Origin of the sequence: Agromyces sp. Marseille-P2726 (genome assembly GCF_902809835.1) — a bacterium.
Lineage (GTDB): Bacteria > Actinomycetota > Actinomycetes > Actinomycetales > Microbacteriaceae > Agromyces.
Genome location: NZ_CADDWM010000015.1, coordinates 868684 through 881060 on the forward strand (window position 1 = coordinate 868684; position 12377 = coordinate 881060).

General features: G+C 70.2%; 13 protein-coding genes. 6 read left to right on the forward strand and 7 right to left on the reverse strand.

All coding sequences use genetic code 11. The features are described from left to right. Positions 1 to 47: 47 nt before the first annotated feature. Together HUS56_RS16690 and greA are read left to right on the forward strand one after the other, a co-directional pair. Positions 48 to 458 carry a DUF4307 domain-containing protein gene (locus HUS56_RS16690; protein ID WP_173924503.1) on the forward strand — a complete coding sequence of 137 codons (411 nt, stop codon included), beginning with the start codon at positions 48 to 50 and terminating at the stop codon, positions 456 to 458. A gap of 114 nt (positions 459 to 572) precedes the next feature. After that, complete coding sequence (gene greA / locus HUS56_RS16695) at positions 573 to 1064, forward strand: transcription elongation factor GreA (RefSeq protein ID WP_173924504.1); 492 nt, start codon at positions 573 to 575, stop codon at positions 1062 to 1064. Positions 1065 to 1071: 7 nt separating this feature from the next. Here greA and ilvA read toward each other — a convergent pair whose 3' ends face one another. Both ilvA and HUS56_RS16705 read right to left on the reverse strand, forming a co-directional pair. After that, positions 1072 to 2310 (reverse strand): threonine ammonia-lyase, encoded by a 1239-nt coding sequence (gene ilvA, locus HUS56_RS16700; RefSeq protein ID WP_254431503.1) that lies wholly within the window; start codon positions 2308 to 2310, stop codon positions 1072 to 1074. 4 nt (positions 2311 to 2314) lie between these two features. Continuing rightward, on the reverse strand, positions 2315 to 3538 hold the full coding sequence (locus tag HUS56_RS16705; protein WP_173924505.1) for an AI-2E family transporter: 1224 nt from the start codon (positions 3536 to 3538) through the stop codon (positions 2315 to 2317). A gap of 81 nt (positions 3539 to 3619) precedes the next feature. On the opposite strand from HUS56_RS16705, the gene HUS56_RS16710 reads away from it, so the two are divergent. Further along, entirely contained in the window at positions 3620 to 4831 is a 1212-nt protein-coding gene (locus tag HUS56_RS16710) for a winged helix-turn-helix domain-containing protein (protein WP_173924506.1), read from the forward strand. A gap of 37 nt (positions 4832 to 4868) precedes the next feature. On the opposite strand, the gene HUS56_RS16715 is transcribed toward HUS56_RS16710, so the two are convergent. Both HUS56_RS16715 and HUS56_RS16720 read right to left on the reverse strand, forming a co-directional pair. Continuing rightward, on the reverse strand, positions 4869 to 5741 hold the full coding sequence (locus tag HUS56_RS16715; RefSeq protein ID WP_173924507.1) for a M48 family metalloprotease: 873 nt from the start codon (positions 5739 to 5741) through the stop codon (positions 4869 to 4871). 100 nt (positions 5742 to 5841) lie between these two features. Continuing rightward, positions 5842 to 6408, reverse strand: a complete 567-nt coding sequence (locus HUS56_RS16720) for a LemA family protein (protein WP_173924508.1) — start codon at positions 6406 to 6408, stop codon at positions 5842 to 5844. 134 nt (positions 6409 to 6542) lie between these two features. Here HUS56_RS16720 and HUS56_RS16725 point away from each other — a divergent pair, with 134 nt between their 5' ends. Together HUS56_RS16725 and HUS56_RS16730 are read left to right on the forward strand one after the other, a co-directional pair. Next, the gene (locus tag HUS56_RS16725; protein WP_254431504.1) at positions 6543 to 7370 is read left to right on the forward strand and encodes an ABC transporter ATP-binding protein; all 828 of its coding nucleotides are present in this window, start codon (positions 6543 to 6545) and stop codon (positions 7368 to 7370) included. Then, on the forward strand, positions 7367 to 8101 hold the full coding sequence (locus HUS56_RS16730; protein WP_173924510.1) for an ABC transporter permease: 735 nt from the start codon (positions 7367 to 7369) through the stop codon (positions 8099 to 8101). Before HUS56_RS16725 ends, HUS56_RS16730 begins: the two co-directional genes overlap by 4 nt. Positions 8102 to 8118: 17 nt before the next feature. Here the strand turns inward: HUS56_RS16730 and HUS56_RS16735 are convergent, their stop codons facing one another. From HUS56_RS16735 to HUS56_RS16745, 3 genes are read right to left on the reverse strand one after another with little or no spacing between them, the layout of a single operon-like run. Then, positions 8119 to 9432: a D-arabinono-1,4-lactone oxidase gene (locus tag HUS56_RS16735; RefSeq protein ID WP_173924511.1), complete on the reverse strand. Its 1314-nt coding sequence runs from the start codon at positions 9430 to 9432 to the stop codon at positions 8119 to 8121. After that, positions 9429 to 10676, reverse strand: coding sequence for an alanine racemase (locus HUS56_RS16740; protein ID WP_173924654.1), 1248 nt, complete (start codon positions 10674 to 10676; stop codon positions 9429 to 9431). Before HUS56_RS16740 ends, HUS56_RS16735 begins: the two co-directional genes overlap by 4 nt. A 40-nt stretch (positions 10677 to 10716) precedes the next feature. Then, positions 10717 to 11313: a TetR/AcrR family transcriptional regulator gene (locus tag HUS56_RS16745; RefSeq protein WP_173924512.1), complete on the reverse strand. Its 597-nt coding sequence runs from the start codon at positions 11311 to 11313 to the stop codon at positions 10717 to 10719. Between the two features lie 129 nt (positions 11314 to 11442). Between HUS56_RS16745 and HUS56_RS16750 the strand changes: the two genes are divergently transcribed. Continuing rightward, complete coding sequence (locus HUS56_RS16750) at positions 11443 to 12369, forward strand: Ppx/GppA phosphatase family protein (RefSeq protein WP_173924513.1); 927 nt, start codon at positions 11443 to 11445, stop codon at positions 12367 to 12369. Positions 12370 to 12377 lie beyond the last annotated feature (8 nt).

Genomic DNA, 12377 nt, shown 5'->3' on the forward strand with positions numbered 1-12377 from the left:
TAGGCTGGATCCAAGCCTAGACGATCGAGCGGAAGGGAGCCGGTGCGGTGGCCGAGCCCGAAGCCGATGCGCTCGCCGCACGATACGGCCGAACCCGCTCGCATCGCACGCGTGATCGCATCCTGCTGGTCGGTGCGGCGGTCGCCTTCGCGATCGTGCTCGTCGCGTGGGTCGTCTGGGCCGGGCTCGACGGCCAGAAGCCAGCAGTCCAGGCCACCGACACGAGCCACCGGTTGCTGAACGATGAGCGCGCCGTCGAGGTGAGCTGGACGCTCTCGGTGCCGCCCGGCAACGAGACGGCCTGTGCAGTGCAGGCGCTCGACGAGGAGTTCACGATCGTCGGGTGGAAGATCGTCGAGATCCCGGCATCCGAACGGCATCTGCGGAGCTTCACCGAGACGGTCCGGGTTGCGCGGGAAGCGAACACCGGTTTGATTTCAAGCTGCTGGCTGAAATAAAATTAGGGTTTCGCTCTGGCAGCTGCCGGGGCGTCATGTCTATCACGACAGGTCCATCCCGACGCGTGCGCACCAGACGCGCCGAAACCGACACGTCACATTCAGGAGAGCACCATGGCGCAGGACGTCACCGTCACCTGGCTCACTCAAGAGGCCTTCGACCGACTCACGGCCGAGCTCGAAGAGCTCTCGACGCGCGGTCGCGACGAGATCGCGAAGCGCATCGAGGCCGCGCGCGATGAGGGCGACCTGAAGGAGAACGGCGGCTACCACGCCGCCAAAGACGAGCAGGGCAAGCAGGAGGCGCGCATCCGCCAGCTCACCGAGCTGCTCCGTACTGCGCAGGTCGGCGAGGCTCCCGAGTCGTCGGGTGTCGTCGAGCCCGGAACCGTGATCACGGCGGTGATCGCCGGCGACGAAGAGCGTTTCCTCATCGGCAGCCGCGAGATCGCCGGCGACTCCGAACTCGACGTCTTCAGCGAGCAGTCCCCGCTCGGTGCCGCGATCCTCGGCCTGAAGGTCGGCGACGTCGCGAGCTACACCGCCCCCAACGGCCGCGAGATCTCGGTCGAGGTCACTGGCGTCGAGACCTGGAGCGGTCAGTAGCCACCGCTCACTCCGCCTCGACCTTCGGGTCGTATCCGGCACGGCGCAGCACCTCGACGACGGATGCGCGATGCTCGGGCCCGCGCGTCTCGACCGACAGCTTGAGCTCGACCTCTGAGATCTGCAGTCCCGACCCGTGGCGCGTGTGCAGCACCTCGATGACATTCGCGTTCGCCTCGGCGAGCAGTTCGGCGACCCGCGCGAGCTGGCCGGGTCGGTCGGGCAGTCCGACGCTGATGGTGAGGTAGCGATCGGATGCCGCGAGCCCGTGCGCGACGACGCGCTGCATGAGGAGCGGGTCGATGTTGCCGCCCGAGAGCACGGCGACGATGGGACCGTCGGACGTCACCGCGCCGGTCATCATCGCCGCGACGGCCACGGCGCCGGCCGGCTCGACGACGAGCTTCGCCCGTTCGAGCAGCACGAGCAGCGCCCGGGCGATGTCGTCCTCCGACACGGTCACGACCTCGTCGACGGCGTCGCGGATGATCGCGAAGTTGAGCTCGCCCGGCTTGTACACGGCGATGCCGTCGGCGATGGTCGGCACGACCGGAACGTGACGCGGCTCGCCCGCCGCGAGCGACGCGATGTACGGTGCCGCGTTCTCGGCCTGCACGCCGATCACGCGGAGCGGGCGACCCTCGGCCGCCGCGCGCTGCTTGGCGGCGCTTGCGATTCCCGCGGCCAGTCCACCACCGCCGATGGGGACGACGATGGTCGTCGCATCGGGGGCCTGGTCGAGGATCTCGAGGCCGAGGGTGCCCTGGCCTGCGATGACGTCGGGATGGTCGAACGGCGGGATCACGACGGCCCCCGACTGGGCGGCGAACGTCGTCGCGGCATCGATCGTCTCGCCGACCGACCCCCCCTCGAGCACCACGCCGGCGCCGTACGAACGGGTCGCCTCCAGCTTCGGGAGGGCAACGCCGACGGGCATGAAGATGGTCGCGCGGATGCCGAGCTCGCGTGCCGCGTAGGCGACGCCCTGGGCGTGGTTGCCGGCGGACGCGGCGACGACCCCGCGAGCCCGCTCGGACTCGCTGAGGGCCGCCATGCGATGGTAGGCCCCGCGGAGCTTGTACGAACCGGTGCGCTGCAGGTTCTCGCACTTCAGGTACACCGGCACTCCGAGCTGACGCCCGAGGAACCTCGACGTCTCCATCGGGGTCTCGCGGGCGACCCGTGCGACGACCTCTCGCGCTCGCTCGAACTCGGCGAGACCCGGTCCGGGGATGGTCGTGATCACTCCCTCATTCTCCTCGTTGGAAGCCGGGGCGCTGTGGCACCGTGCTCCAGAGCGGCAACCCGGTCTCGATCGTGGCGGGCGGCACGTCGCGCTTCCACGATCCGCGCGCGATGAAGACGATCATGACGTTCACCACCGCGGCGACCGGCACGGCGAACAGCGCACCCGGAATCCCGGCGAGCAGCGACCCGGTCGCCACCGCCACAACGACGCCGAGCGGATGCACCTTCACGGCCGTGCCCATGATGAGCGGCTGCAGCACATGCCCCTCGACCTGCTGCACGAGCAGCACGATGGCGAGCATGATGACGGCGATCACCCAGCCGTTGTAGATCAGCGCGACGAACACCGCGAGCGCGCCCGTCACGACGGCGCCGACGATCGGAACGAACGACCCGAGGAACACCCGGATCGCGATCGGCACCGCGAGGGGCACTCCCAGGAAGAACGCTCCCAGCCCGATGCCGATGGCGTCGATCGTGGCGACGAGGATCTGCACCTTCACGAAGTTCTGCAGGGTCGCCCAGCCCGCCTGACCGGCGCCGTCGACCGCGGCACGGGCACGCTTCGGGAAGACTCCGACGATCCAGTGCCAGATGCCACGCCCGTCGATGAGGATGAAGAGGGTCGCGAACAGGGCGAGGAGCATTCCGGCGAGGAAGTGCCCGAGGGTGGAGCCGACCGAGAGGGCACCGCTCACGAGCACGCTGCTGTCCTCCTGGATGGCGGTGACGACCTGCTCCATCCAGTCGTTCAACTGCTGCTCCGTGATGTGGAACGGGCCCTCGAGCAGCCACGCGCGGAAGTCGTCCCATGCGACGAGGCTCTGCGCGACGAGCTCGTCGCGATCGCGTGCGATGAAGGTGATGCCGACCGTGAGCAGTCCGCCGACGACGATCAACGCCGACAGCATCGCCACGGTGACGGCCAGCCACCGAGGCCAGCGATGCCGTTGCAGGAACTGGGAGAAGGGCACGAGCAGCGCACCCAGCAGCACGGCGACGAGGATCGGGATGACGATGAGCCGCAGCTGGATGATGAGGAAGATGACGACCGCCAGCACTCCCCCGACGAGCAGGAGCCGCCACGACCAGGCTGCCGCGAGCCGCATGCCGAAGGGGATCGACTCGGTGACGTCGCGCCGCGCCTGCGGAGCGGGCTCGGGCCGGTCGTCGGGCGCGCGTCGGCGGATGATCCTCCCCCGCGCTCTCCCGCTGGACCCCGCCATCGTCCCAGTCTAGGCGCGGGGCATGCCCGCCACGGCATGGGTGGACCGGTTGTCGGATGGGCCGGATAGGGTCGGAGCACCATGGCCGACACCGTACGTCCCGCACTCGCCCGGCGCATCGCCCTCGCCGCCCAGGGCTTCGGGCGCTCCTCACCTTCCGCGCCCGGGCTCCGTCAGGTGAGCGGCATCATCGACCGGCTCGCCGTGCTCCAGATCGACTCGGTCAACGTCTTCGAACGAAGCCACTACATTCCCGCCTTCAGCCGGCTGGGCCCATACGACCGGGCCCTGCTCGACCGGGTCACCACCGGGCGGCGGGGTCGCATGGTCGAGTCCTGGGCGCACCAGGCTGCATTCATCCCTCGCGAACTGTGGCCGCACTTCGAGTTCCGCCGCGAGGAGTACCGACGCGCGGGCAGCGAGTGGGGCGGATGGCTCGTCGAGAACCGCTCCCTCGCCGAGTGGCTGCTTGCCGAACTGACGGCGAACGGCCCGATGCGGGCCAGCGAGATCGAACACGACGCCAACGAGCGCCGCGGTTCCTGGTGGGGCTGGTCCGACGTCAAGCGCACGCTCGAGTGGATGTTCCGCGTCGGCGAGGTCGTGTGCGTCGAGCGGCAGCGCTTCGAGCGGGTGTACGCGCTGCCCGAGCAGGCGCTGCCGTCCGAGCTGCTCTCAGCGCAGGTCGCGCCCGATGAGGCGGCGCGCGAGCTCGTCCGGCGCGCGGCCACGGCCCTCGGCATCGCCACCGAGGCCGACCTCGCCGACTACTGGCGCATGAAGCGGCCGCAGGTCCGCGAGGCCGCCCGATCGCTGCAGGAAGACGGAGAACTCGTGCCCGTCGAGGTCCCCGGGTGGACGACCGCCGGCCGCCCCACGCCGACGTGGGTGCACCGCGATGCGCGACGTCCTCGGCATCTCGAGGCCGCGGCCGTGCTCTCCCCGTTCGATCCCGTGGTCTGGTTCCGTCCGCGCACCGAGCGCCTGTTCGGCTTCCACTATCGCATCGAGATCTACACGCCCGAGCCCGACCGCAAGTTCGGCTACTACTCGTTGCCGGTCCTCGTCGACGACGGTCTCGTCGGGCGGGTCGACCTGAAGAGCGATCGCAAGGCCGGCGTGCTGCGAGTGCAGTCCGCCTGGGCCGAGGCCGACGCGCCTGCCGACGTGGCCGAACGGCTGGTCCCCGTGCTTCGGCGAGCGGCCGAGTGGCAGGGTCTCGGGGCGATCGAGGTGGTGGATCGCGGCGACCTCGCACCCGCGCTGCGCGCGGAAGTCGCCGCGGCAGGCTGAGGGGGCATGGCGGTCACCGGCGGTCGCCGGCAGTCGCCTAGAAGGAGCCGCCCATCTTCTCGAGCCGCTTGACGCGCTCGGCGATCGGAGGGTGCGTCGCGAACAGGCGGTCGATCACGCCGGGCCGCAGCGGGTCGGCGATCCAGAGGTGTGCCATCGACGAGTTCTGGCGGCGCATCGGGCGACCGTAGGCTTCCAGCTTCTCGAGGGCACGCGCAAGCGCGTCGGGATGCCGCGTGGTCATGGCGGCCGTGGCATCTGCCAGGTACTCGCGCTGACGCGACACCGCCAATTGCACGAGGCTGGCCACGAGCGGGGCGATGAGCAGGGCGATGAGGCCGAAGACGAGCACGATCGGGTTCTGGTTGTTGCCGCGCCCGAAGAATGTCAGCCGAACCAGCATGTCGGAGATGAAGCCGACCGCCACCACCAGCCCGAACACGATCATCGACAGCCGGATGTCGTAGTTGCGAACGTGTCCGAGTTCGTGCGCCATCACGCCTTCGAGCTCTGCATCGTCCATGATCTCGAGCAGACCCGTGGTTGCAGCGACGACGGCGCGCTTGGGGTCTCGCCCGGTGGCGAACGCGTTCGGAGCCGGGTCGGAGATGACGTACACGCGAGGCATCGGGGTGCCCGTGGCGATGGAGAGGTTCTCGACGGTGCGCCACGGGCGGGGGTGGTCGGCTCTGCTGCGCACCTCGATCGCGCCCGACATCGCAAGAGCCTGCCGGTCGGCGGTGAAGTACTGGATGAGGGCGTACCCCGCGGCGATCACCACCGTCACGATGACGATCGTGACGTCTTGGTAGATCCATGCCGCAAGCCACCCGAGCCCGCCGATGATGGCGAGGAAGAACAGGATGATGAAGACGGTGTTGCGCTTGTTCCTGGCGATCGCGCGGTACATCAAGTGCCCCTGGGGGTCTGGATGCGCGTTGCGGCGTCTCGATGCGCGTCACGCGGACGCGTGGCGCCCCTCGACCTCGACGGGTGCCTGACGGCGCCCATCAAAACTGCACGCGTGGCGGCTCTGCGATGGCCGCGGGCTCGGTCACCTCGAAGAACTCACGCTCGTGGAAGCCGAGTCCACGAACGAAGAGGGTGTTCGGGAACACCTTGATCTTGGTGTTGAGCTCGCGCACGCCGCCGTTGTAGAACCGCCGGGAGGCCTGGATCTTGTCTTCGGTGTCGACGAGCTCGCCCTGCAGTTGGAGGAAGTTCTGGCTCGCCTGCAGCTGCGGATACGCCTCGGCCACCGCGAAGATCGACTTCAGGGCCTGCTGCATGTGGTTCTCGGCCACGCCGGCTTCGGCCGGCCCGTGTGCCTGGAGCGTCTCGGCCCGCGCACGAGTGACGTTCTCGAAGACCGCCTTCTCGTGCGAGGCGTACCCCTTCACCGCCTCGATGAGGTTCGGGATGAGGTCGGCACGGCGCTTCAACTGCACCGTGATGTCGCTCCACGCTTCGTCGACTCGCACGTTCAGCGTCACCAGGGAGTTGTACGTCGCCCACAGGTAGATGCCGATGATCACCACGAGCGCAACGACGATGATGACGGGGATGAGCCATTCCATGGCACGGACTCCAATGCGCTCTCGCGACGTACGGGGGTGTTCCTTCATCCTACCGAGGGGGTGCTGGCGCGCCGATGCCTTCCCATGAGACTCGGAGGGAAGGCGGGGGCCGCTCCGGGCGTAGGCTCAGGCTTGTGCACGAGTCGGGACGCGCCCGGCGCCGCGGCGGGCCACGCGGCGAGACGGCCGCGCCCGCCATCGTCGTGCACGACCTGCAGGTGAAGCGGGCGCGCGTGCCCGTGCTCCGCGGGCTGTCACTCGCCGTGCCGAGCGGCATGATCGTCGGGCTCCTCGGCCCGAGCGGCAGCGGCAAGACGTCGCTCATGCGCTCGATCGTGGGCGTCCAGATCGTGCAGTCGGGCACCATCGAGGTGCTCGGTCTGCCCGCCGGCTCCGGGGCGCTCCGCCATCGCGTCGCGTACGTCACCCAGGAGGCGAGCGTGTACGACGATCTCACGGTGCGGCAGAACCTGTCGTACTTCCGCCGCGTACTCGGCGTACCGGCATCCGATATCGACCGGGTCATCGAGCGCACCGACCTCGCCTCGGTCGCCGACCGGCTCGCCGGCTCGCTCTCGGGCGGGCAGCGCGGCAGGGTGTCGCTGGCCGCGGCGCTGCTCGGCTCGCCCGAGGTGCTCGTGCTCGACGAACCCACGGTCGGACTGGACCCGGTACTCCGCGTCGAGCTGTGGCAGCTCTTCCACGAGCTCGCGGCAGAGGGGGCGACGCTCCTCGTGTCGAGCCACGTCATGGACGAGGCGAAGCGCTGCGACCGCCTCCTGCTCATGCGCGACGGCGAGCTGCTCGCCGACGACACCGTGCCAGGAGTGCTCGCCTTCACCGGCACCGACGACATCGAGGAGGCGTTCCTGCGGCTCATCGATCGGGGCGAGCCCGACCTCCAGCCGCACGACGCGTCGGCACGACCTGCCGACGCCGGCGGAAGCGAGGGCCGGCGATGACGCTCGTCCGCACCTTCTCGACCGCCGGCCGCGTGCTCACGCAGATCCGGCACGATCATCGCACCGTCGCCCTCCTGCTCATCGTGCCGAGCCTGCTCATCGGCCTCGTCGCGTGGATCTTCACCGACACCGACGTGTTCCAGGCCATCGGCCCCGCGATGATCGCCTTGTTCCCGTTCATCGTGATGTTCCTCGTGACGAGCATCGCGACGCTTCGCGAACGCCGCAGCGGCACGCTCGAGCGCCTGTTCTCGATGCCGATGGGCAAGGGCGACTTCATCCTGGGGTACGCGCTCGCGTTCGGGTTCCTCGCGATCTTCCAGACCGCGATCGCGGTGTCGTTCGCGGTGTTCGTCTGCGGCCTCGAGATCGAGGGCTCGATCTGGCTGCTGTTCGCCGTCACCGTCGCCGATGCGCTGCTCGGAACGGCGCTCGGGCTGCTCGCGAGCGCGTTCGCCCGCACCGAGTTCCAGGTCGTGCAGTTCATGCCCCTGCTCGTGTTCCCGCAGATCCTGCTCGGCGGCATCTTCATTCCGCGCGACCAGCTCCCCGACGTGCTCGAGGCGATCAGCGATTGGCTGCCGCTGAGCTACGCGATCGACGCCCTCACCGCCGTCGCCGACGGCTCCGAGGACGCCGCTTGGATCCGGGCGCGCATCCTCGCGATCGGCGCCTGGATCGTGGGCTCCATCGTGGTCGGCTCGATCACGCTGCGACGCCGCACCGCTTAGCTGGCTCGCCGGCCCCCTCAAGCACCGAGCACCCGGTCGAGGTATGGGTTCGCAAAGCGTCGCTCGGGGTCGAGCTCGTCGCGCACCCGCAGGAAATCGTCGAAGCGCGGGTAGAGCTCCCGCAGCTCCTCCGCCGTGCGGCTGTGCATCTTCCCCCAGTGAGGTCGCCCGTCGTACCCGCGCATGACCTGCTCGACCGCCGAGAAGTACTCGCGAGGATCCTCACGGTAGTAGCGGTGCACCGCGATGTAGCCGGTCCGGCGACCCGAGGCCGTCGAGAGCCAGTTGTCGTCGGATGCCGCGGCCCGCACCTCGATCGGAAAGCTGATGCGCCATCCCTTCCGCTCGATGAGCGCGCGCACCTCCCGGAACGCGTCGGGCACCGCCTCGAGCGGCAGGGCGTACTCCATCTCGCGGAATCTCACCGCCCGATGCGTGGTGAACACCGATGGCGAGAAGTCGGAGAAGTCGCGATGACCGGTGACTCGTTCGATGAGGCGGGCGAACGCCGGCGTTGTGGGGGGTGCGAGCCGGCCGACTGCGCAGATGCCGCGGTACACGCCGTTGGCGAGCAACTCGTCGCCGAACCATCGGGAGACGCGTCGGAGCGGGTTGCGTGGCGCGTCGCCGGGCAGCCGCGTGTTGGTCTTGGTCAGCGCCGTGCGCGTGTGCGGGAACCAGTAGAACTCGAAGTGATCCGCGCCGGCGACCCGCGTCATCCAATCCTCGAGCACGGCGTCCAGCGGCTCCGAGCGCTCGGCCGCCTGCAGGACGAACCGCGGCACGAGCTGCAGCGTCAGCTCGACGAGCACGCCGAGTGCCCCCAGCCCGATGCGCACTGCCGGCAGCAGCCGGGCGTTCCCGGTTTCGCTGACGGTGATGAGCTCCCCGGTGCCGGTCACGAGTTTCGCCGCGACGATCTGCGTCGCGAGGCCGCCGAAGCGGAGTCCGGTGCCGTGGGTGCCGGTCGACGTGGCCCCGGCGATGGTCTGTCGGTCGATGTCGCCCATGTTCGGCATCGCCAGTCCGTACGGCGCGAGCAGGTGCGGAAGGTGATGCAGCCGGGTACCGGCGCCGAGCGTGACTCGGCCAGTCGCGACATCCGCGTCGAACACTCCCGAGACGTCGGTGAGGTCGAGCTGCACGCCCGGGGCGGCGGCGATGCCCGAGAAGCTGTGGCTCGCGCCGACGGGCTTGACGCGAAGTCCGGATGCCGCGGCGGCGGCCACCGCGCGCTGCACCGCGCCCGGCGTGGCGGGTCGTTCCACGCGCAGGGGGTTCGCCGACTCGGTGCGGCCCCAGTTGCGCCACACCGCCCCCGTCGCCGTCACAGGAACGCCTTCCCGTCACCGCGGTACGTCGGTACGGAGGCCACGACCTCGTCGCCCTCGACCACGGCGAACGCCTCGAGATGCTCCGAGAGCTCCCCCGACTTCGTGTGCCGGAACCAGACGCGGTCGCCGGCTCGCAGTCGTCGCGCCGCGGGGCCGCGAAGCGGCGTCTGCACCTCGCCCGCCATCTCCCGTGGCTCCATGCGAAGACCCTCGGGCCACACGGCCCTCGGCAGCCGATCCGCGGCCGGTGGCCCGCTGGCGACCCAGCCGCCGCCGAGGACGGTCACGTGCTCGGCGGCGGGCCGGCGGACGACATCGAGTGCGAAGGCGGCGGCGGGCGCCGGCGTGAACTGCGTGTACCCGTCGAAGAGGTGGCCGCCGAAGATGCCCGACCCGGCGGCGATCTCGGTGATCGAGGCATCCGCTGCCGTGGCCTCGAGGGAACCGGTTCCGCCGCCGTTCACGAACTCGAGGTCGGCGTGCTCCCGGACCGCCGCCACCGCGCGTGCTCGCCGCTCGACGAGCTCGGGCATCGAGCGTGCCTGCATCCAGCGGTTCAGCGCGCCGCCCACCGGCCGACCGGCCGGCCGGGTCGCGACGCCGGCGACCTGCGCCTCGTACGACATCATGCCGACCAGCCGGAAGCCCGGCCGATTCGCGATGTAGGCGGCCAGCGCGCCGGCCTCGGCCGGGTCGTGCACGGGGCTGCGTCGCACGCCGACGTGGCCGAGCACCGGCGCGTCCCACGACGCATCGAGCTCGAGGCAGACCCGGATCGCTTCGCGTTCGCCCGGCCGCAGCACCGAGTCCACGAGGTCGAGCTGGTCGGGCGAGTCGACCATCAGGGTGATCCGCCTGGCGAGATCGGGGTCACGGGAGAGTCGACGGATGCTGCCGCGGTCCGCCGTGGGATAGCCGACCACAACGTCGTCGACGGTGTCGGCGAGCCAGAGCGCCTCCGCGAGCGTGTAGGCGAGCACGCCGCGGTATCCCGGCATGCGCAGGAGCGCCTGGACGACCTCGCGGACCCGGATCGACTTCGACGCGATCCTGATCGGCGTTCCGTTCGCGCGACGCACCATGTCCCGGGCGTTGTGCCGGAGGGCGCCCAGGTGCAGCGCCCCGACCGGGGCATCGAGGTCGGCGGTCGCGGCGGTGAGGCGGGGCCAGTATCGATCGGGCCAACGCCAGACCGCGGCATCCGTCGCCGTGCCCGTCGCGCGGAGGTCGAGCCCGGTCATCGCGCGCTCCGAACCGCGGGCGGGGCGGGTTCGAGGCTCGTCATCGCGCATCGGCCATTCTCGAGACGGCGTCGGCAGCCGCATGTGCGACCGCTCGGGCGGCGTCGTCGTCACGATCGACGAGCCAGGTGAGGGTGAGCCCGTCGGTGAACGCGACGAGCACCCGGGCGACGGTGGCCACCGGCACACGCCAGGTCGCGTCGGCACTCGTGGCTGCCGCCTCGAGGGCCTGCTCGGCGAGTGCGGCGTAGCGCGCGTACTGGGCGACGGCGAGCGGATGCCGCTCGGGAGATCGCAGCGCGTACTGCGTCAACTCGAGCATCGCCTGTTCGTGCTCGGGATCGGCCTTGAGGTGCTCGAAGTAGCGGTGCAGTCCCGACTCGATGATCTCCCGGAGGTCTCCGCCCGGCACGACGTCGGGGATGACCGCCTGCTGCTCGCGCTCGACGACCGTGGTGATGAGCTCGTCGATCAGTTCATCGCGCGAGTCGAACGCGTAGTGGAAGCTCGCCAGCGACATCCCCGCTTCGGCGACGATCGCCCTCGTGGTGGCCTGTGCGATGCCGTGTCGCGACACGACCCGGAGCGCCGCCTCGATGAGCGCGCTGCGGCGCTCGGCGGCGGGGATTCGTGTCACTCGACACCTCCTGACGCCTGGCCGACCAGCTGGGTCGGCATGAAGTGGGACAGTCGACCCAGTCGACCCAGTCGCACCAGTATGCATGAATCCCGGGGTGAGCGCACCGTCGCCGACTACGCTCGCCGTATGCGCCTCGGTGTTCTCGACGTCGGTTCCAACACGGTGCACCTGCTCGTGGTCGATGCCCACCGCGGTGCCCGGCCCATCCCCGAGACCTCGCGCAAGTCCGTACTGCGGCTCATGCGCTACCTCGAGCCCGACGGCGCCATCAGCGAGGTGGGCGTGCGTGCCATCATCGAGGCCGTGGCCGGCGCCGCTGCCGCCGCCGAGGAGGCTGCGGTCGACGAGTTCCTCCCCATCGCGACATCGGCGATCCGCGAGGCGGCCAACGGAGAAGACGTGCTCGCCCGAGTCGCTCGCGAGACCGGTGTCGAGCTGCAGGTGCTCCCGGGCGAGGCCGAGGCGCATCTCACGTTCCTCGCCGTACGGCGCTGGTACGGCTGGTCGGCCGAGAACCTCCTGGTCTTCGACATCGGCGGCGGATCGCTCGAGCTCACCCAGGGCAGGGACGAGGTTCCGGATGTCGCGCTGTCGCTGCCCCTCGGCGCCGGGCGCTCGACCGTGGAGTTCCTGCCCGACGATCCGCCGTCGACCGACCAGGTCGCACGTTTGCGGGAGCATGCTCGCGCCGTGCTGGCCGACGCCGTCGGCGCCTTCGACGACCTCCCGGCTCCCGATCACGTCGTCGGATCGTCGAAGACCATCCGCTCGCTCGCGCGCCTGGCCGGCCATGTCGCCGAAGGCGTGGGGTCCACCGACCGCGCGATACTGACTCGTCGCGGCCTCGACGACTGGACCCCGCGCCTCGCGAAGCTCCCCGCCGACGCCCGGCCGGCCCTTCCCGGTATCACCGTCGACCGGACGTTCCAGATCGTGGCGGGCGCGGTCGTGCTCTCCGAGGCCATGCACGCATTCGAGGTTCGCGAGCTCGAGGTCTCGCCGTGGGCGCTTCGCGAGGGAGCGATCCTGCGTCGGCTCGACCGGATGGCGTGAATCGGCGG